This window comes from Bacteroides sp. 51 (assembly GCF_010500965.1).
GTDB lineage: Bacteria > Bacteroidota > Bacteroidia > Bacteroidales > Bacteroidaceae > Bacteroides.
In genome coordinates, this window is record NZ_QVMI01000035.1 from 1 (window position 1) to 19,968 (window position 19,968).

The window sequence follows — 19,968 nt, forward strand, 5'->3', positions numbered from 1 at the left end:
CTTCTACGCAACCAACAGGGTGTTGGCCGCAATAGGGAAAGGGCTGAGAATTAACTATGCGCATAATGCTGCTTAATTATGAAAAGTTACTTATATATTATTGTAGTATTCAAATCAAAAGTTTATCTTTGCTTAGTGTTAACTACACCGCAAAGATACTACATAAAATCACTAATACTACGAATGTGGTAGATTTTATTTCGCATTTTAGATTATTTAACAGTAAGCACTACAAAATAATATGGAAGAAAGGAAAGAAAGACTACTAAAAGCGTACGAATACCTTAGAAGTAAAGGTGTTGTTCATACCCAGAACGACGTTGCCGAACGGGTTGGCTCGAACAGAGTGAATGTTTCTAACGCATTCAGAGGGCAACCCAAGTACCTCACCGACAGGTTCCTGAGGCGATTTAATGCCGCTTTCGGAGAAATATTCAACCTGACATGGCTCGTCGACGGCGAAGGCGAAATGCTCAAAGCCGGAGTCGACAGAAACATGGAAAACAATGTGGTAGGCATAAACTTTCCTAAAAAAGCAGGAGAGTTGTATCTTGAAACCAAGAACGGAATGAAGTATTATGAGATTTCGCCGGGCAAATACAAAGTCACCGTTCCGTTGGTTCCGTACAATGCTTATGCAAGATTTGCGAACGACTGCGAACTGCAACTCGACCGCGAAGAGTGGGAAACGGCCGACTTTGAGGTTGACCAGATAGGACATGGCAACTATATGGCATTCGAGGTCAGAGGCGACAGTATGGACGATGGCACGAAGCATGGAATATCGCAGGGCGAAACCCTACTGGTACGCGAACTGGACCGCATTCATTGGATGAGCGGACTAAGATACAAGAAGTTTCCTTTTTGGGTCGTGGCGTTTGACAATTCGATACTGATAAAGGAAATCACGGATCATAATATAGAGACGGGAGATATTACGTGTCACTCGCTGAACCCATCGCCCGAGTACAGAGATTTTACCATAAATCTGGACGACATTCAGCGATTGTTTAATGTAATAAAGATCAAGCCGTTAGAGAGAGACTTCTAATCTGTAGTACATTATACAACATCATACATTCATTATATATATGGACGGATTTATATATTTCGTAGCAATTATTTTCGCTATACTGAATTTAATTTTATTCTTCAAACTCTGGGGAATGACAAACAACATAAAGAAACTCACTAAACGCTTTATGGGACAGGATCATCCCACATTGAAGGACGCAAAGGACCTGTATATTTTAGGTGAGTATGATGCTGCATTTAAAATCTATAAGACGAAGTTTGTTGAACTAATGAAGGATCAGTTCAGCACGCTGCACAACACCTATCGTTTGGACGACAAAGAAAGGGCGGAAGAATACAACAATTATTTTCAAAAGCACCAGGCTGCTTACCAGGAAAGGCTCAATAAATTGGGACCTGAGTACCAGATTGACTTTTCCCGGTATGATAGCTACCAGAAAATGAGTGATTTACACTCCTGAAACAACCGCTATTACCCACAATAAAAGGCAGTCGTTATTCGGCTGCCTTTATTGTTTCGAGTATAATCAATATATTGTTCAAATCGCGCTCCTGAAAGACTCCGTTCTTGTGCACGGGATCGTTTATTAGTTCCTGGTACACCTCGTCCAACTGCCCGAAACTCACCTCATAGCATAGCAGATTAAAGTTTATTTTGAGCGAATCAAGTTCGGGTTTCGTCAGCTGAATAGTCCTGGTTTCATTAGCCGCAGCCCGGCATAAATAGGTAGATAATTGTTTTTGTAGTATTTGAAGTGGTCGTTTCATGCGATCTAAGCTGATATGTTCAGTTTGTTTAACGGATGCAAATATAGAAATTCTTTGGTTATTTTACTGCTCGGAAACAATTAAATATTCGAATAAATTTGAGGCATCATGCATTTTGTATAGTTCGCTGTCATGTTGGCTGTCCATACGGAGGAATTTTCGCAGGATAGCACCCCGAAACAACCAGGGTAGTATGGTAGCACGCGTTGGGTAGTATGGTAGCACAACCAGGGTACTACCCTACGGTTCGTTGGGTGGTATGGTAGCACAACCAGAGTAGTACCCTGCGGTTCACGGGGTGGTATGGTGGGGCAACTTGGGTCAGATGGTATCGAAGGGTTCGCCCAGGTATTCGACAATGAGTCGCACTTGTTTCGGGGTATATTGCCGGTCGGAGGGACTGAGCTGAAGGCTATCCATCCGGGCCTTCAGTTGGGGTTGATGGTTGATCCAACGGCGCATTTTACGCAGGGCGCCTTCATCGCTCATATGCGGATTATAGAGTCGGGCAAGTTCTACTTTGAGGTATGCTTTAATTACAAATTTGTCTTCTTTCATCGGGTTTTATTTTATTAAATTAACTTCTATAAATATAAAGAATATTTCTCGACTAATCAGCGTTAAATTGCGGACAGATGTGACAACGAGAAAGGGGACGGGTTTTATTTTCCGACACCCCGCGAAAGGGCTTATAAATGAACAATCAACGGTTATCTGCGGCAATTTAAGGCAAATTAAAGTCAACAACGAACAAGTACGGTCATTCACGTCAAACCAGTTTTTCAGCGTGTCGTATCTTTGTCATAACGAAAGGGGATCGGCCGAACCATTCGGGAAACAAAGATTATTTTTATTTATTAACTAACAAATATTTTAACTTATGGCAATTGTATTTAAAAAGACATTACGCATGAATCCGGTGCAGCCTTCGGAGCCGGGCAAGTTCTATCCGCAAATCGTAAACGTAGGAAAACGGGTGAACGAGGAAACGATCATTTATGATATGAAGGAGAAGAGTTCGCTGTCGAAAGGCGATATTGAGAGTGTGATTTCGAACTTTATCGAGTCCATGCGCTCGGCTTTGTTCAGCGGGCACACGGTGTCGATCCGTCACTTCGGGTCGTTCAGCCTGTCGGCAAAGGCAGAGGGTGCGGCAACGGAAGATGAATGCACGTCGTCGAAAATCAAATCGGTGAATATTAACTTCCGTCCGGCACCGTACATCCGTCCAAGCCTCACGGCAACACGCGGGGGCGAGAAACTGGAGTTCGTCGACCTGGTAAGCTACCTTAAGGGATTGAGCATGAACGGATTAAGCTTTTCACTGGATGGCAACAACTCCGGCGGAAACAACGACGACGGCGGCGACGACGGAGAAGTTATAGACCCAGGCTTCTAGGCGGGCGGCAAGGTGCCGCTGCCAGTGGCGACAAGCCGCGCTGCGCTGACGGGGGATATCTTGTTTTCCATACTGTAGGGGTGGGCCTTGTGTCCGCCCTTGACGCTACATAATGAAACTAATAACACAGAATCTACAAGCATTATACGACGCCATGCCCGAGGAATCCCGAAAAAGCGAGCTGGCAGAGTCTATCTACCTCAGTCTCAACCAGCCCAAGGTCGTTGGCATTGGCGATGATATGGCGGTTTGTGAAGTAAAACGACATCCCCCTACCCCGTCACAGGCGAGGTAGGGGAAATCACTCACACGGAACACGATATCTCTTAATTTAGAATAATCAAATCCACCTATCGAATTAAATTTGTACCTTTGTGCACAACATATACAACTAGATTAGACCTAATGCACAACAGTATGAATAGCAAATTCTTAATCCTACCGTTACTCTTATTCTTTTTTCTACAGTTGCTCTAAAAGCGATCCCAACGAGCCAGACCCTACCCCTCCGGTAGAAAAAGGCGAGGTAACAATCAATCTTTCTAACATGACATTACCTTCTGATAATTCAGAGAGTAAAACATTCGAAATCACCAGCAATCAATCCTGGACGATCGAATTATCCAATACACGGACAACCCCCGACTGGTTAAACGTATCTCCCCTAAAAGGCGATGCAGGTACCACAACCGTAACAGTGAAAACCCAAAAAGAAAACGAACTATACGACGACCGCGACGCCATTATTCGCGTAAAATCGGGAGATATTCTTAAAACCGTAACAATCACCCAAAAGAAAAAAGAAGCCATACTACTTTCGAGAGATAAGGTAGAACTAGCACCAGACGATAAGTCCTTCAGCATTGAAGTACAAAGTAATATATCCTACGAAATAATCATTCCCGAAGAATCGGCCACCTGGATAAGCAAAAGCGCCACTCCCCCGACTCGTGGATTGTCTACCAAAACAGAATCTTTCACCGTACAGCCGCTAACTGAACAAAAGAACCGGGAAGGAAGTATTATTTTTAAGAAAGGCGATATCACTGAAACCGTCCAGGTATTTCAAACACAAAAAGATGAGTTGGTTCTTCTTAACGACCGTTTCTCCGTCTCAGATGAGGGTGAAGAGGCTTTGGTTGTTGATCTGCGAACCAATATTGAATACGAAATCACCATACCGGAAAAAGATAAATCATGGATATCTATCACCAATCCACCCTTGGTGCGTGCCATAAGAAACGACAAGATATATCTTAAAATAACGCCAAACGAGACGTATGATTCCCGTACCAGCGAACTCATAATCAAAGATAAAAACTCTGACTTATCAAAAACGCTGACCATAACCCAGGTACAGAAAGATGCATTAATCATTTCTGAAAAAGACTTCAATGTAAGCTCAGAAAAACAAGAAATTTCGATTACATTGAAAGCCAACATCACCTATGAAATAGGTATACCCGAAGACGTCAAATGGATAACACAAAAACCTTTATCCCGGGGATTGACAGAGTATAAACACATATTCGTTATTCAGGAAAACGAATCATCCCAGTCCAGACAAGCCACAGTTACATTTACAGACAAGAATACCAAAATCAGTGAAAGTGTTGTTATTACGCAAGCTTTCGAAAAAGTTCTTCTGGTAGAAAAAACATACGAACAAGTATCCATTGATGGTGGAAATGCTAACCTACAGTTTAAAAGTAGCGGCACATACAGCGTATCCATACCAGAGGATGCTACATCGTGGGTATCCAAAACCGACACCAGAGGCTTGGATTCGCACTCGGTTAATTTTATAGTCAAACCGCTAACGTCTCCTGAAGTAATGATCAGGAAAGCTGTCATTGAAATAACAAGCGGCAACAACTTGAAACATCAATTTACTATTGTACAAGCTCGCGGAACCTATGTGCACACAGCAGGTACACTGAGTGAGTTTATAACAAACACAACCAACACAAAAGAACTAACGTTATTTGGAAACATCAACGAAAAAGACCTGAAATATCTTAAAACGTTCAATGTGCTTGAATCTATTGATCTTTCGCATGTAAAACTACAAACCATTCCTTCTGATATATTCAATAGTTCCAAGTTGAGAAGCATCAAGCTACCCGAAGGATTGACACGAATTGAAGACAGAGCATTTATTGGATGCAAAGAACTTACAACAATAAACATTCCCGGGACTGTAGTATATATTGGTGCATCAGCCTTCCAGTTTTGCTCTAAATTGGAAAGCGTAAAAATACCTGCTGCTGTAGAGATACTCAAGAAAGCAACATTCAACCAATGCAGCGCATTAAACAATGTCGAATTCGAAGAATCGTCATTACTGCATACCATAGAAGATGGTTCCTACAATTCTTCCAACGATGGCGTTTTTGAACAATGCACTAATCTTTTACGAATTAAATGTCCCAAAAACCTGAAATATATAGGAATCAGTGCTTTTAGATCATCCGGAATTGCCGATATCACATTCAATCCAGGACTGAAAACAATTGCCGAATTTGCATTTTTTAAATGCAAGAGAATCGCAAAAGTCACCATTCCCGCAAGTGTTGAATCCATTCAGGGAGGTGCATTTTACGAATGCCAACTCTTAACCCATGTCGTTATCGAACAAAACTCTATGCTACGCACGTTGGGCGAGAAAAAGACATCCAATGTGCCTACCTTCGGTGTTTTTGGCAGTTGCCGCAACCTTGTATCAATTAATTTACCCGAAAAACTAACAACTATTGGAGCAAGAGCATTTCATTGGTGTGATGCATTAAAGCTAACACTTCCAGCCTCTTTGGAATATATAGGCAATGAGGCGTTTTCCAGATGCATATTTGAAACAGAACTCACACTTCCTTCCATAAAAGAAATTGGTTCATTGGCATTTGAGCAAACATCCATACCTAAATTAACCTTCCCTAGCAGCTTGGTTACTATGGGAGAATCGGTTTTCTCCGAGTGTAAAAGTCTCAAAACCGTAACCTTTGCAGACAATGGTTTATTAGAAATAATTCCAGCAGGAGCATTCTCCGAATGCACAACATTGGAAACCATCAATATACCTGCAAATATAACAACGATAGGTGGACAGGCATTGAAATCCACTTCCATTTCGAGTTTAACATTTCCGGCAAACAGTCGTCTAAGCGATATTGGGCCTGGAGCATTCCAGGGATCAAATCTCATATCTATCTCTATCCCCAATAACATCACTAAAATTGAGTACGACACATTCTGGGGCTGTAGTAAACTAAACCACATTGATTTACCGAAAGAATTATTAGAAATTAATTCAAGGGCTTTCCTGGAATGCACGAACCTTACTCAGATAGTCATTCCGGAGAAAACAAAAAAAATAGAAGATGAAGCTTTTAGCAAATGTGGAAAACTCACTCAAATTAACCTTCCTGAATCGCTGATTGAGATTGGTGCTCGGGTTTTCGAGAGTAGCGGGATTACAAGTATTCATATTCCCGACAATATAAGAATATTAAAAGGTACATTCTATGAAGCGAGAAACCTTGAAAATGTAACTTTTTCTCCTAATTCTAAACTAGAACGAATTGAATGTTACGCAATTATAAGTTATCGAGAATATGGAACATTTTCCATGTGTACATCTCTGGAAGAGATTGACTTACCCAAATCTTTAAAACATATTGGCGACCGCGCATTTGAAGCCGCTGCACTAAAAGAAATAACGATTCCGGAAAATGTTACGGAACTAGGAAGACTAAGTTTTGGAGCAAATAGTGCTTTAAAAAAGATTACACTAAATAAATCGCTCAATGAAATAAAAACTGAAGTTTTCAGGAACTGTACTTCACTTAAAGAAGTTATTGCGTTATCAGAGTTTCCTCCTATTATTTCGATATTCTCCACTTTTAAAGGAACTCCGGCAGACAAAACATTAAAAGTTCCTGCCGAATATGTTCAAGCTTATAAAACGAACCCTGACTGGACGAGAGAATTTAATAATGGTGAGAGCATCTATCCGCTAAATTAAGATCAACTTTAAGAATAAATTTCTTTATTTAGCGAAAAGACACTATCTTTGCACCACTTTTTATGCATTAAAATTAGAACTCAAGATAATGATAGCTAAAATTGAACAATTGCTACAAGAGGTAAAGGCAGCAACCGCCGCCAGCGCCGAGGAACTGGAAGCGCTACGCATTAAATACCTTAGTAAAAAAGGTGCCATTAATGACCTGATGGCCGACTTTCGCAACGTAGCAGCCGAACAGAAAAAGGAAGTTGGTATGAGACTGAACGAGCTGAAAACCGCCGCGCAGGAGAAGATCAACGTCCTCAAAGAACAATTTGAAAGCAAGGACAGCGGTAACGCCGACCTGGACCTGACACGTTCGGCATATCCGGTGAAGTTAGGCACACGCCACCCGATTACGATTGTCCGCAATGAAGCTATCGACATCTTTGCACGCCTCGGATTCAGCATTGCCGAAGGTCCCGAAATTGAAGATGACTGGCACGTGTTCTCTGCCCTGAACTTTGCAGAAGACCACCCGGCACGCGATATGCAGGACACCTTCTTTATTGAAGCCCGCCCGGATATTGTATTGCGTACGCATACTTCGTCCGTTCAGGTACGTGTGATGGAAAAAGACCCGCAACCACCGATCCGTATCATCTGTCCGGGACGTGTGTACCGCAACGAAGCCATCAGCTATCGTGCGCATGCATTCTTCCACCAGATCGAAGCGCTGTATATCGACAAGAACGTATCCTTCACCGACCTGAAACAAGTACTGTTGCAGTTCGCTAAGGAGATGTTTGGCAATGACACCAAGATCCGTCTGCGTCCGTCGTACTTCCCATTTACAGAGCCTAGCGCCGAAATGGATATCAGTTGTAATATTTGCGGTGGCAAAGGTTGCCCGTTCTGTAAACATACCGGCTGGGTAGAAATCCTGGGCTGTGGTATGGTAGACCCGAACGTGTTGGAAGCATCCGGCATCGACAGCAAAACATATACCGGCTATGCCCTCGGAATGGGTATAGAGCGTATCACCAACCTGAAATACCAGGTGAGTGACCTTCGATTGTTCTCGGAAAACGACGTTCGTTTCCTGAAAGAGTTCGAAGCAGCGCAGTAATTAAGTTGATAGTTGACAGTTGATAGTTGACAGTTGAGCCAATAATCAACTGTCAACTATCAACTGTTTTTTATTAATCACTTTGGCAATAACTCAATTATGAAACCTAAACAAGAAATTAATGATTCAGCAAATAATACAGTTAACTGTCAACCCGACAGCGTAGCCAACCCTCAACTGTCAACTGTCAACTGTCAACTGAAAGACAAACTCGTCACCCCAGGCTATTGTTTTATACTGGCAGCCAACTTTCTCCTGTTCTTTGCCTTCTACCTGATACTACCTGTCCTGCCGTTCTATCTTACTGAAGTATTCCACACAGAGTCTGGCGCTGTGGGACTCATCTTGTCGGCATATACGGTTGCTGCGCTGTGCATTCGTCCGTTCTGCGGCTTCCTGCTCGATACATTCTCCCGCAAACCGCTTTACCTGGTGGCCTATTTTATATTTACCGGCATCTTTGTGGGCTATATGTTGGCGGGAGTACTAACGATATTTATTATGTTCCGCGTGGTACACGGTCTGGCTTTCGGTATGGTAACGGTAGCCGGCAATACGATTGTGATTGATATCACCCCCTCCTCCCGCCGTGGCGAAGCCATCGGTTATTACGGATTAATGAACAATATGGCGATGAGTTTCGGACCTATGGTAGGACTGTTCATGCACGATTACTACTCGTTCCAAACGATCTTTATGTGCTCGCTGATTTCAGGAACGATCGGTTTCATCATGGCTTGCCTGGTAAAAACGCCGAAGAAAGAACCCGTTCCCCGCGAACCGATCTCACTCGACCGCTTTATATTATTAAAAGGTATACCGGCAGGGGCTTCACTCTTGTTGCTCTCCATTCCTTATGGAATGACAACGACCTACGTGGCGATGTACGCCAAAGAGATTGGCATTAGCCTGAGCAGCGGATTGTTCTTCACCTGCATGGCTGTGGGTATGGCTGTATCCCGCATGTTCTCGGGCCGGCAGGTAGACAAAGGGCGCATTACGGAATTAATCAAGTGGGGTATGTACCTGGTATGTATCTGCTATTTCCTGTTGGCCGCCTGCGGAACGCTTATTGGTTATAACCTGATGCTAACCACCGTGTTATTCTTCCTTATCGCTCTGTTGCTAGGTGTAGGATTCGGCACGATGTTCCCGGCATTCAACTCGCTGTTCGTGAACCTTGCACCGCATAACAAACGGGGAACAGCAACCTCTACTTATCTCACTTCGTGGGACTTAGGTATCGGTATCGGGCTAACAGCCGGTGGATATCTGGCGCAATACACCTCTTTTGATATGACGTATTTGTTCGGAGCCTGCCTTACGGTGGTTTCTGCCGTGCTGTTCAGCATGAAGGTGGCGCCGCATTTTCATAAATATAAATTGAGATAACAATAAACCATAAGACCATGACCAAGAAAGAACGCTACGAAAAAGTTATCGCCTGGTTTCAGCAAAACATGCCTGTAGCCGAGACGGAATTGCACTACAACAATGCCTACGAACTACTCGTGGCCGTTATCCTTTCTGCCCAGTGCACCGACAAGCGGGTGAATATGATTACTCCGCCTCTCGTTCACGACTTCCCTACCCCGGAAGCACTGGCTGCTACCACGCCCGAAGTCGTTTTCGAATACATCCGTAGCGTTTCCTACCCTAATAATAAAGCCAAGCACCTGGTAGGTATGGCCAAAATGCTGGTAGAACAGTTCAACAGCCAGGTTCCCGACACATTGGAAGACCTGATTAAGCTACCCGGCGTGGGCCGTAAAACCGCCAATGTTATCCAATCCGTGGTGTATAATAAAGCCGCCATGGCGGTTGATACGCACGTGTTCCGCGTGTCCAACCGTATTGGATTAACAAACAACTCCAAGACTCCGTTGGCCACCGAAAAGGAGTTGGTAAAGCACATTCCGGAGGAACTTATAGCCACCGCACACCACTGGTTAATCCTGCACGGACGCTACATTTGCCAGGCGCGAAAACCCAAATGTGACATCTGTGGTTTGCAAATGATGTGTAAATATTACTTAAGTAGCTAGAAGCTAGAAGTTAGTAGTAAGGTTAAATTTTCACCCATGCGGCATCGGCCCCATTAACCTAGCTCCTAACTTCTATATTCTAGCCCCTAAAAAATAATAAAATCATAGCGAAAGATAGAAATAAATAGTAACTTTGCAGTCTGTGAAATAGAATTGAATAACATATTAATAAACAATTAGCGTATTATGCAAACTATTGACAAGTACAATTTTGCCGGTAAAAGGGCATTCGTCAGAGTGGATTTTAACGTTCCATTGGACGAAAATTTCAACATTACAGATGATACCCGTATGCGTGCGGCTCTTCCTACATTGAAGAAAATCCTGAACGACGGTGGTAGCATCATTATCGGTTCTCACCTGGGCCGTCCGAAGGGTCCGACTGATAAGTTCTCGTTGAAACACATCCTGCCTCACCTGTCAGACCTGTTGGGCGTTGATGTACAGTTTGCTAACGACTGCATGAGCGAAGAGGCTGCCATGAAAGCTGCCGCACTGCAACCAGGCGAAGTTCTGTTGCTCGAAAACCTTCGTTTCTACGCCGAAGAAGAAGGCAAGCCAAGAGGTTTGGCCGATGATGCTTCGGACGAAGAAAAAGCAGCCGCTAAGAAAGCTGTTAAAGAAAGTCAGAAAGAATTCACCAAGAAATTGGCTTCATATGCAGACTGCTACGTGAACGATGCATTTGGTACCGCTCACCGTGCACACGCTTCTACCGCACTGATCGCAGCATACTTCGATGTAGACAGCAAGATGTTCGGTTACCTGATGGAAAAAGAAGTGAAAGCGGTGGATAAAGTAATGAACGACATCCAACGTCCGTTTACTGCTATCATGGGTGGTTCTAAGGTTTCTTCTAAAATCGAAATCATTGAAAACCTGTTGACTAAGGTAGACAACCTCATCATCGCAGGTGGTATGACATACACTTTTACTAAGGCAATGGGCGGACAAATCGGTCTTTCGATCTGCGAAGCAGACAAGTTGGACCTGGCTCTTGACCTGATGAAAAAGGCGAAAGAAAACAACGTGAACCTGGTATTGGCAACCGATGCTAAGATTGCCGACAGTTTCTCTAACGATGCGAACAGCAAGTTCGTTCCGGTGAACGAAATTCCCGACGGATGGGAAGGTCTTGATATCGGTCCTGACTCAGAGAAAGCGTTTGCAGAGGTAATCAAGAATTCAAAAACAATCCTTTGGAATGGTCCTACAGGGGTATTCGAATTCGATAACTTCGCACACGGCTCGCAAGCGGTTGGTGAAGCTATTGTTGAGGCTACCAAGAACGGTGCATTCTCATTGGTAGGCGGTGGCGACTCTGTGGCTTGTGTTAACAAGTTCGGTTTGGCCGATGGTGTTTCTTATGTATCTACCGGTGGTGGAGCGTTGCTCGAAGCTATCGAAGGAAAGAAACTTCCAGGTATCGCTGCAATTGAAGAGTAATTCAACATATAAATAAATAGAAAGAGGTGGTTCTTAGCAATAAGAGCTGCCTCTGTCATTGAAGAGGGTATGCCATAACATCCACCCCCTACCCCCGCCAGCGGGGGATAGGCTGCGCACCACCCGCATGGGAACTTGGGTCAAGCGCCTCGCTTGTCCCCCGCTGGCGGGGGTAGGGGGTGGATGTTACGACACACTATTTCTAATAATATCAAAGCGATCAATGAAGAAAACCATCTGTTTAATCTGCACTGCTCTTTTCCTGCTCGCATCCTGCAAAGCAAAAAAAGAGCAACACGAAATATACACCGATCTTCGGCCATTGAAACTCGGTGCCATGTCGTCTATGGACTATCTGCCTTTCGTTATTGCCGAGAAACAAGGCATTTACGATTCGCTTGGCCTCGATCTGAGCATCGTTAAATTCTTCTCTGCCAACGATCGAGACGCCGCTTTCCAATCAGGAAATATTGACGGAACGGTGATAGATTATACAGGTGCCGCACTGCAACAGGCCAATGGTATTCCCCTCGCCATAGTGATGGAAAACGACGGATACTTCCACCTGATTACCGGACGCAACAGCCAGATCGGCAGCATTGAACAACTGAAAAGCAAAAACATCGCCGTATCACGCAATACGGTTATCGAATACAGTACAGACCAGGTACTGGCCAAAGCCGGATTATCGCCCGGAGAGGTCAACAAGCCGGAGATCAATAAGATTCCCCTACGCCTGGAAATGCTGCAAAACGGGCAGATAGACGCTACGATCCTACCCGACCCATTTGCCACCATAGCCATGCACAACGGGAATAACTCGCTGATAACCACCAAAGACCTGGGCATCTCGGTTACAGGAACCATCTTTAGCCAGAAGGCGCTGACCGACAAACGCCGGGAGATTGAGGTGTTAATCCGTGGGTATAATCTTGGCGTAGAGTACATCAGGAAGCATCCGCAAAGCGAATGGAAAGACATTCTTGTAGATGATGCCGGGGTGCCGAAGTCACTGACAGATGATGTTGTTCTGCCCCAATATAAAGAAGCGAAACTGCCCTCGCCCAAAGACCTGGAATCGACATTGGTCTGGCTCAAAGAGAAGCAACTTATACCGGCGGCATACCAGGGCGAGAACCTGGTGGACACGATTAAGGGCATTAACTACAGGTAGTTCCGAAAAACAATCCCACTTGTGAGTACCGTCCGCATAGAAAACCTGCACGTCACCTTTTCCGGGAAAAACGGAAAAACGGAAGCCTTGAAGAACTTCTCTCTTGAGCTGGCCGATGGGGATATTTATTCGGTGATCGGACCCTCGGGAAGTGGGAAATCGACTTTGCTGTATGTGCTTTCGGGCATACGGACCAATTATACGGGCGAGGTACTGATCGATGGTAAACGTCCCGATCCGAAACACCAATCCATCGGACTGGTACCCCAGAACTACGGACTCTTGCCCTGGAAGCGGGTAAAAGAGAATATCTTCCTGCCGGAACGGATTAAGCGGAAACATGCCGCTACGAACTCCTCAGGCGCAAAACCGTCTTTCGGCGATACGCACGTGCAGGAGATCATCCGGACGCTCGATCTGGGCGAACTGCTCCACCGTTACCCCCACGAACTAAGCGGCGGACAGCAGCAACGGGTAGCTTTGGCACGTTCTTTCATCCAGAAGCCGGATTTGTTGTTGATGGACGAACCATTCTCCGCACTGGATGCCCTGACGGCCGAACGCAGCCGGAAACTTTTCTTTGATGTGTGGACGAAGAATCCCGTCACCACATTATTTATCACTCACAATATTGATGAGGCTGTAAGCATTGGCAAGCGTGTGCTCCTGTTAAGCCCATCGCCCGGGCAGGTTACCCATATATTAGATGCTCCAACGGCGAGTGAAGTTCGCAACCTTATAGCCGACCAATGGACATGAAACGGATACGTACCATACTCATCAATATGCTGCTGGGGGCATTGCTGGTCAACGTACTTTGGTATGCGGCGGCAAAACTGCTGAATATGAACGTATTGGTAGACCCGATCACCGTTTATTCCCACTTGGGCGAGGTGTGGCGCCGTTCGATGTCGAGCCATATGCTTGCCAGTTTGTGGCGCGTAGTGGCAGGGGTGGGCATTGCGGGAATTGCCGGACTGGGCATAGCGCTATGGATGTCGCTAAGTAAGCCTGCCGGGAAGCTGCTGGGAGCATTTGTTTATTTTACTTACCCGGTACCTAAACTGGCGCTTCTGCCTGTGGTTATGCTGTTGGCAGGGCTGGGCGATGCCACGAAAATCATTATGATTGTACTGATTATCCTGTTTCAGATTATTATCAATCTGCGCGACAGTTTGAAGAATATTCCCCGCGAGAGTTATCTTATTGTTACATCGCTCGGGGCCAGCCAGTGGGAGGCATTCCGGCACGTAACGATGCCTGCCATCCTGCCCGACCTGTTATCGACCCTGCGGGTAGCCATCGGGACGGCCATTTCGGTACTCTTCGTAACAGAAACATATGGTACCGACCGCGGCATGGGGTATTTTATTGTCGATGCCTGGATGCGGATAAATTATATAGACATGTATGCCGGAATCGTTATACTCAGCATGGCGGGGTTCTTCCTGTTTTTACTGACCGATGTGCTGGAAGCGATGCTATGCAAATGGAAATCAACGAATTAATCAACAGAATATTAACCAATTATCATTATAAAATCGAAATGAAACGTTTTTTACTTCTCACATTTATCAGCCTTACAATCTGCACTTCTTTCGCATCTGCCCAGACTCCGGAAGAGGTTAACAATCAGAAAGAGGATATCGGAACCACTGTCAATAAAGTAGTCAACACGCTAAAGGAACGCATTCATCTTATGGGATATGCCCAGCTGGGATATACGTATAACGATGCGAATGACGCTGACAATGATTTTGACATCAAACGTATTATTTTTATGGCAGAGGGTAAAATTACGGAAGATTGGTCGCTGTTCTTTATGTATAATTTCAACGGCGGGGGTACGCTGTTGGAAATGTACACGGATTACCATATTCTGCCTGGCCTGTCGGCACGTTTGGGACAGTTTAAGGTGCCTTACACCATTGAGAGTCCGCTATCGCCAACGGTGGTGGAGCTGATTGATTGCTACTCGCAGGCTACGAATTACCTGGCGGCTATCGGTCCGCATGATCCGCTTCGCGGCTCAACAACGGGACGTGATTTGGGTTTCATGCTGTATGGTAATCTTTTTAAGGATTATCTGACGTATAACGTTGGGGTTATCAATGGCCAGGGAATCAATAATAAGGACAAGAATAGCAACAAGGATTTTATCGGTAGTCTGATGGTGAATCCTACCAAATGGCTGTCGGTAGGCGGTTCTGTGGTTACGGGTAAGGGGGTTGCGATTGGTTTATCGGATGCGAACCCGGATTTACAGATTGGCGATAATTACAAGCGTGATCGCTGGTCGGTGGGTGCTGTGGTGGAAACCAAGCCGGTTAGTTTCCGCACGGAGTATCTGGGCGGTAAGGATGGCAAGGTGAAGAGCGATGGGTATTATGCTACGGCTTCGGTGCACGTTTGTCCTAAATTTGATATCGTGGCTTCGTATGATTATCTGAATAAAAATAAGGACTTGGGCATGAAGCAAACGAATTATGTAGCGGGAGTGCAGTATTGGTTCTATCCCCGTTGCCGCGTACAGGCCCAATATACATATAGCGATAAGAAGGATCTGGACAATTCAAACATGATCCAGGCACAGGTACAAGTTCGGTTCTAGCGGCGAGGCGGCGAGGCGCCGAGGCCAGGTGCGGCAAGCCGCGCTGCGCATGGTATAGAATGGGTGGCGTACAGCATACTGACTTGAAATTGCAGGGTACTACCCAAAGAGTGCCAGGGTAGTACCCAAAGAGCGCTACCATACTACCCAACGAACGCTAAGGTAGTATGGTAGCAAGCGTAGGGTAGTATGGAAGCACGCCTAACATACTACCCTACGGTGTGTTGGGTGGTAAGCTGGTGGTGAGATGCACAATCTGCTTGCTGAACAGTACAAAGAATGCAACATATCCGGCGAAGGTATAAGTAATCAGCCGTTTGCGGTAGTGGGAATACAGGTTTCCGGGAAGAATGATTTTGCTACGTTTCTTGTAGAGCACTCTATCAATATATAGTTCGTACAGGTAATATACTCCGACACCGATAATCAGTCCCATGATGGTTCCTGCCACTACATCCGAAAGGAAGTGCACGCCGAAATAAATGCGGGAATAGACCATGATCAAGGCCCAGAGGAATACAACGATGGTGTAGGGTTTGTATCGGAACAGCAAGGAAGTAAACATCGCAAAGCCGAAAGCAAAGGTGGAATGGCCGGAAATGAATCCGTATAATCCGCCTCCGGTATAGGAGCCGATGGTTTTCACATCATTCATAAAATCGGGATGGAACACGGGACGCAGACGGGCAAAGTAGGGTTTGAAAATACCGGCTACGAATAAATGGCCAATCAGTACAACGGCTATCAGGGCAACGAGAATAGGCCCCCACTCTCTTCTGGGCTTACCGTATACCAAGGCGGCAAGAAAGAAAATAATAAAAGGAATCCAAACAGACATACCGGTGTATAACCATAAAGCATTGTCGAGGAATGCGGTATGGAAGTTGTTGAGCATCAGGAATAATTCGCGTTCAATAGAAAGAAGTCGCTCTAGCATGGGTTATGTCTTTAGTTAGAATCTGATTAATCTTTAATTTATCTGATTAAATAGACCACAAAGGTAAAGTTTTCTTCCGAGCACGCATAAGGTTTTAAGCTTTTTAGGCGGGGATTAATATTTTTTTAGCGGGGAGAGAGTTGCTGTAGGGGCGGGTGTCATAAGTTAATTTCGTCACGTCATTGCGAGGGTTTACCCGAAGCAATCCAGCTCACAAAGCGTACAAACTGGATTGCTTCACTACGTTACCAATGACAATATCCACCCCCTGCCCCCGCCAGCGGGGGATACCTGCGGCATCGTATCCCCCGCTGGCGGGGGCAGGGGGTGGATATTGTCATTATCAAATAGTTCTATATTTTAATATAGTGGCGACTCGCAATGACGAAGGGGATTTACCGCCTTATGACACACCCTCTTGCCGCCCGCTATGCCAATACCCGGTTCTTGATATCCTCTTCTACCGTAGCAATGGTGCCCAGTCCGAATTTCTCGATCAATACCTTCCGTACATTCTCCGAAGCAAAGCCCGGCAAGGTAGGTCCGATATGGATATTCTTTATGCCCAGGCTAAGCAATGCAAGCAATACAATTACCGCCTTCTGTTCATACCAGGCAATGTTATAAACGATAGGCAATTCATTGACGCTCTTCAAACCGAACGCATCTTTCAGTGCCATGGCAATAACCACCAGCGAGTAACTATCATTACACTGCCCGGCATCCAGCACACGGGGAATACCATTGATATCGCCCAGAGGCAATTTATTATAACGATATTTGGCACACCCTGCCGTCAGGATCACCGTATCTTTAGGCAAAGCATTTGCAAAGTCGGTATAATACTCGCGCGACTTCATCCGCCCGTCGCAGCCCGCCATAACGATAAACTTCTTAATAGCACCCGACTTCACGGCACTCACCACCTGATCGGCCAACGCCACCACCTGATGATGCGCAAATCCGCCAACGATCTCCCCATTCTCTATTTCCTTGGGAGGCATACAACGTGTGGCATGCGCTATCAGTTCCGAGAAATCTTTCGGATTGCCATTCTTACGCGGAGGAATATGCGTTGCCCCCGGCAGTCCCGCCGAGTTGGTGGTATAAATACGATCCGTATACGTAGCCGTTTTCAATGGCGGAACAATGCAATTTGTTGTAAACAGGAATACCCCGTTGAAGGATTCAAACTCCTCGCGTTGCTTCCACCACGCATTGCCGTAGTTCCCCACAAAATGCGGATACTTCTTGAAAGCAGGATAATAATGTGCCGGCAACATTTCGCTATGCGTGTACACATCAATACCCAGTCCGGCGGTTTGTTCCAGCAACTCTTCCAGGTCTTTCAGGTCATGCCCGCTGATCAGGATACCCGGACGGTTGCGCACACCTATATCTACTTTCGTAATTTCCGGATTGCCATATGTCGTTGTATTCGCCTCATCCAACAGCGCCATAGCCTTTACGCCACCCTCACCCACGTTCAGGACGAGACTGGTCAGCTCCTCGGCCGAAATATCCCTCCGGCTCACTTCGGCCAATGCGTTTTCAAGAATCTCGTACACATCGTCGCTCTCGAATCCCAGATTCAATGCATGCTCCGTATACGCAGCCATTCCTTTCACGCCATAGATGCACATTTGTTTCAGCGAGCGGATATCCTCGTTTGCTTCCGAGAGCACACCCACCTTAGGAGCAATTTCAAAATAATCGGCCTCAGAAGGTTCAAAGATCACCTCCGGCATCTGCGGCAGTTCAATGCCCCGCTTCTTAGCCGTACCAATCAGTTCGTTTTTCTTTTTCAGAACATTGCCGATACGCTGGCCGATCGCCGCATCGTCGAAGTTAGCGTTGGTAATGGTAGCAAACAGTGCATCCAGAATCTGGCGGCTGGCTTCAACATCCGCTTTCCCTTTTTCGCGCAGTTCACGGTTCACGATCGCCATGCCCCGCACGGCATACAATAAAACATCCATTAATGCTGAAGTCTGCGCTTCCTTTCCACAAACACCTTTGAGCGTACAACCCGTACCTCTGGCCGTCTCCTGACACTGATAACAAAACATGTCCATACGTTAAGAATTTAATTTGGTTAATATAATTATTACATAGTCGTTTACTTTCGCGAACAAGGGCGGTCTTGAATTTGCCTCTACACCTTCTACAACAACGAAGTACAAAATATGTTTTGGCACAGGTAAACACTTTTACATATTTCCTGTTATATAACATGTGCTTCATTCCGATAGGATAGAAGCAACCTTCACATTGAACCTAAACTTCTAACTTTTAAACGATATGAATACGAAAAGTATGATCGCAGGAGGCATCGTCCTCCTATTGTCCGTTACTTCATGCGGGAGCAAACAAGACGCGGACAAGCAACAAGCCCCACCACCCGAATACCCTACGCAGGTGACCCATGCCCAGGACACCACCGTGTATGTTGAATACCCCACCGTTATCAAAGGACAAGAAGATATTGATATCAAACCCCGCCTGGAAGGGTTGATAGAGGCTATTTATGTGGACGAAGGCGCCGCTGTAAAGAAAGGTCAGAAATTGTTCCGGATTAACTCGCCGCAAACCGTCCAGATGCTCACCAGTGCGCAACAAGCCTTGGTTAGCGCCCAGGCACAGGTAAACACCGCCAAGCTGGATGTCGACCGGATGAGTCCGCTAGCCGAGAAAGGAATTATCAGCAGCGTTCAGCTCGATGCCCTGAAGAATACCTACCAATCGGCATTGGCCACGCAGGCGCAAGCCAAAGCACAGGTAGTCAACGCACAGGCAAGTAGCGGCTGGATGACCGTAACCAGTCCGGTAGACGGGCGCGTGGGCACTATTCCTTACCGCCAGGGTAGCCTCGTGAACACCTCCACGGCGCTGACCACCGTTGCCAACACCGAAAACATCTACGCCTATTTCTCTTTAAACGAAAAGAACCTGATGGATATGCTGAACGAACTCGGCGGGGCAACAGATGCGGAAAAGATTAAAAGCATTCCCGACGTGACACTGATCCTTGCCGATGGCACCGTTTACCCGGAGAAAGGAAAGGTAGAAACCATTGCGGGAGTCGTAAATTCATCGACCGGTTCGGCAAACTTCCGTGCCAGGTTCCCGAACAAGTCGGGTGTGTTGCGCAGCGGTACAAGCGGGAAGGTACAGATACCCCGTTCATTACAGAATGTAATTGTTATTCCGCAGAAAGCAACGTTCAACATTCAGGATAAAACCCTGGTGTTCAAAGCGCAAGGCGATTCGGTAGTGCAGAAAGTGGTCGAAGTAATCGCCATTCCCGGAGGGCAGAACTACGCCGTTACGGAAGGAATCGCCCCGGGCGAACGCATCGTGACCGACGGTGTAGCCACGCTGAACAACGGTCAGAAAATAACCATCAAATAACCCCAACCCT

18 protein-coding genes are annotated in these 19,968 nt (G+C 45.8%); 14 read left to right on the forward strand and 4 right to left on the reverse strand.

The annotated features are described in order from the left end of the window. Positions 1 to 241: 241 nt before the first annotated feature. Positions 242 to 1,051, forward strand: coding sequence for a hypothetical protein (locus D0T87_RS19840; RefSeq protein WP_163177342.1), 810 nt, complete (start codon positions 242 to 244; stop codon positions 1,049 to 1,051). Positions 1,052 to 1,166: 115 nt separating this feature from the next. Continuing rightward, positions 1,167 to 1,496, forward strand: a complete 330-nt coding sequence (locus D0T87_RS19845) for a hypothetical protein (RefSeq protein WP_163177344.1) — start codon at positions 1,167 to 1,169, stop codon at positions 1,494 to 1,496. Positions 1,497 to 1,530: 34 nt separating this feature from the next. Here the strand turns inward: D0T87_RS19845 and D0T87_RS19850 are convergent, their stop codons facing one another. Together D0T87_RS19850 and D0T87_RS19855 are read right to left on the reverse strand one after the other, a co-directional pair. Beyond that, complete coding sequence (locus D0T87_RS19850; RefSeq protein WP_163177346.1) at positions 1,531 to 1,803, reverse strand: hypothetical protein; 273 nt, start codon at positions 1,801 to 1,803, stop codon at positions 1,531 to 1,533. A gap of 321 nt (positions 1,804 to 2,124) precedes the next feature. Next, on the reverse strand, positions 2,125 to 2,361 hold the full coding sequence (locus D0T87_RS19855; protein ID WP_163177348.1) for a DUF4248 domain-containing protein: 237 nt from the start codon (positions 2,359 to 2,361) through the stop codon (positions 2,125 to 2,127). A 322-nt stretch (positions 2,362 to 2,683) separates the two neighbouring features. On the opposite strand from D0T87_RS19855, the gene D0T87_RS19860 reads away from it, so the two are divergent. From D0T87_RS19860 to D0T87_RS19910, 11 genes are all read left to right on the forward strand, one after another. Then, positions 2,684 to 3,202: an HU family DNA-binding protein gene (locus tag D0T87_RS19860; RefSeq protein ID WP_163177350.1), complete on the forward strand. Its 519-nt coding sequence runs from the start codon at positions 2,684 to 2,686 to the stop codon at positions 3,200 to 3,202. Positions 3,203 to 3,314: 112 nt separating this feature from the next. Continuing rightward, entirely contained in the window at positions 3,315 to 3,497 is a 183-nt protein-coding gene (locus tag D0T87_RS19865) for a hypothetical protein (protein ID WP_163177352.1), read from the forward strand. 252 nt (positions 3,498 to 3,749) lie between these two features. Continuing rightward, positions 3,750 to 7,223 (forward strand): leucine-rich repeat protein, encoded by a 3,474-nt coding sequence (locus D0T87_RS19870; RefSeq protein WP_163177354.1) that lies wholly within the window; start codon positions 3,750 to 3,752, stop codon positions 7,221 to 7,223. An 88-nt stretch (positions 7,224 to 7,311) separates the two neighbouring features. Beyond that, the gene (gene pheS, locus D0T87_RS19875) at positions 7,312 to 8,334 is read left to right on the forward strand and encodes a phenylalanine--tRNA ligase subunit alpha (protein ID WP_163177356.1); all 1,023 of its coding nucleotides are present in this window, start codon (positions 7,312 to 7,314) and stop codon (positions 8,332 to 8,334) included. Positions 8,335 to 8,532: 198 nt separating this feature from the next. Continuing rightward, a complete protein-coding gene (locus D0T87_RS19880; RefSeq protein ID WP_163177426.1) occupies positions 8,533 to 9,726 on the forward strand; it encodes an MFS transporter in 1,194 nt (397 codons plus the stop codon). 17 nt (positions 9,727 to 9,743) lie between these two features. Continuing rightward, on the forward strand, positions 9,744 to 10,379 hold the full coding sequence (nth, locus tag D0T87_RS19885; protein WP_163177358.1) for an endonuclease III: 636 nt from the start codon (positions 9,744 to 9,746) through the stop codon (positions 10,377 to 10,379). A gap of 186 nt (positions 10,380 to 10,565) precedes the next feature. Next, positions 10,566 to 11,825, forward strand: coding sequence for a phosphoglycerate kinase (pgk, locus tag D0T87_RS19890; RefSeq protein ID WP_163177360.1), 1,260 nt, complete (start codon positions 10,566 to 10,568; stop codon positions 11,823 to 11,825). 223 nt (positions 11,826 to 12,048) lie between these two features. Then, complete coding sequence (locus D0T87_RS19895) at positions 12,049 to 12,999, forward strand: ABC transporter substrate-binding protein (protein ID WP_163177362.1); 951 nt, start codon at positions 12,049 to 12,051, stop codon at positions 12,997 to 12,999. A gap of 21 nt (positions 13,000 to 13,020) precedes the next feature. Beyond that, positions 13,021 to 13,758, forward strand: coding sequence for an ATP-binding cassette domain-containing protein (locus D0T87_RS19900; protein WP_163177364.1), 738 nt, complete (start codon positions 13,021 to 13,023; stop codon positions 13,756 to 13,758). Next, positions 13,755 to 14,507 carry an ABC transporter permease gene (locus D0T87_RS19905; protein WP_163177366.1) on the forward strand — a complete coding sequence of 251 codons (753 nt, stop codon included), beginning with the start codon at positions 13,755 to 13,757 and terminating at the stop codon, positions 14,505 to 14,507. The genes D0T87_RS19900 and D0T87_RS19905 overlap by 4 nt, the downstream gene beginning before the upstream one ends. A gap of 38 nt (positions 14,508 to 14,545) precedes the next feature. After that, positions 14,546 to 15,610: a porin gene (locus D0T87_RS19910; protein WP_163177368.1), complete on the forward strand. Its 1,065-nt coding sequence runs from the start codon at positions 14,546 to 14,548 to the stop codon at positions 15,608 to 15,610. Positions 15,611 to 15,824: 214 nt separating this feature from the next. Here the strand turns inward: D0T87_RS19910 and D0T87_RS19915 are convergent, their stop codons facing one another. Then, positions 15,825 to 16,547: a phosphatase PAP2 family protein gene (locus D0T87_RS19915; RefSeq protein ID WP_163177370.1), complete on the reverse strand. Its 723-nt coding sequence runs from the start codon at positions 16,545 to 16,547 to the stop codon at positions 15,825 to 15,827. 428 nt (positions 16,548 to 16,975) lie between these two features. Further along, entirely contained in the window at positions 16,976 to 18,622 is a 1,647-nt protein-coding gene (hcp, locus tag D0T87_RS19920; RefSeq protein WP_163177372.1) for a hydroxylamine reductase, read from the reverse strand. A gap of 226 nt (positions 18,623 to 18,848) precedes the next feature. On the opposite strand from hcp, the gene D0T87_RS19925 reads away from it, so the two are divergent. Then, complete coding sequence (locus D0T87_RS19925) at positions 18,849 to 19,958, forward strand: efflux RND transporter periplasmic adaptor subunit (RefSeq protein WP_163177374.1); 1,110 nt, start codon at positions 18,849 to 18,851, stop codon at positions 19,956 to 19,958. The last annotated feature ends 10 nt before the right edge of the window (positions 19,959 to 19,968 follow it).

Bases quoted from the DNA above. Each gene is read 5' to 3' on its own strand.
- D0T87_RS19865 (WP_163177352.1), top strand. From the start codon at position 3,315: ATGAAACTAATAACACAGAATCTACAAGCATTATACGACGCCATGCCC.
- D0T87_RS19855 (WP_163177348.1), bottom strand. From the start codon at position 2,361: ATGAAAGAAGACAAATTTGTAATTAAAGCATACCTCAAAGTAGAACTT.
- D0T87_RS19845 (WP_163177344.1), top strand. From the start codon at position 1,167: ATGACAAACAACATAAAGAAACTCACTAAACGCTTTATGGGACAGGAT.
- D0T87_RS19850 (WP_163177346.1), bottom strand. From the start codon at position 1,803: ATGAAACGACCACTTCAAATACTACAAAAACAATTATCTACCTATTTA.
- nth (WP_163177358.1), top strand. From the start codon at position 9,744: ATGACCAAGAAAGAACGCTACGAAAAAGTTATCGCCTGGTTTCAGCAA.
- D0T87_RS19905 (WP_163177366.1), top strand. From the start codon at position 13,755: ATGAAACGGATACGTACCATACTCATCAATATGCTGCTGGGGGCATTG.
- D0T87_RS19870 (WP_163177354.1), top strand. From the start codon at position 3,750: ATGACATTACCTTCTGATAATTCAGAGAGTAAAACATTCGAAATCACC.
- D0T87_RS19925 (WP_163177374.1), top strand. From the start codon at position 18,849: ATGAATACGAAAAGTATGATCGCAGGAGGCATCGTCCTCCTATTGTCC.
- D0T87_RS19915 (WP_163177370.1), bottom strand. From the start codon at position 16,547: ATGCTAGAGCGACTTCTTTCTATTGAACGCGAATTATTCCTGATGCTC.
- D0T87_RS19860 (WP_163177350.1), top strand. From the start codon at position 2,684: ATGGCAATTGTATTTAAAAAGACATTACGCATGAATCCGGTGCAGCCT.
- pgk (WP_163177360.1), top strand. From the start codon at position 10,566: ATGCAAACTATTGACAAGTACAATTTTGCCGGTAAAAGGGCATTCGTC.
- hcp (WP_163177372.1), bottom strand. From the start codon at position 18,622: ATGGACATGTTTTGTTATCAGTGTCAGGAGACGGCCAGAGGTACGGGT.
- D0T87_RS19895 (WP_163177362.1), top strand. From the start codon at position 12,049: ATGAAGAAAACCATCTGTTTAATCTGCACTGCTCTTTTCCTGCTCGCA.
- pheS (WP_163177356.1), top strand. From the start codon at position 7,312: ATGATAGCTAAAATTGAACAATTGCTACAAGAGGTAAAGGCAGCAACC.
- D0T87_RS19840 (WP_163177342.1), top strand. From the start codon at position 242: ATGGAAGAAAGGAAAGAAAGACTACTAAAAGCGTACGAATACCTTAGA.
- D0T87_RS19910 (WP_163177368.1), top strand. From the start codon at position 14,546: ATGAAACGTTTTTTACTTCTCACATTTATCAGCCTTACAATCTGCACT.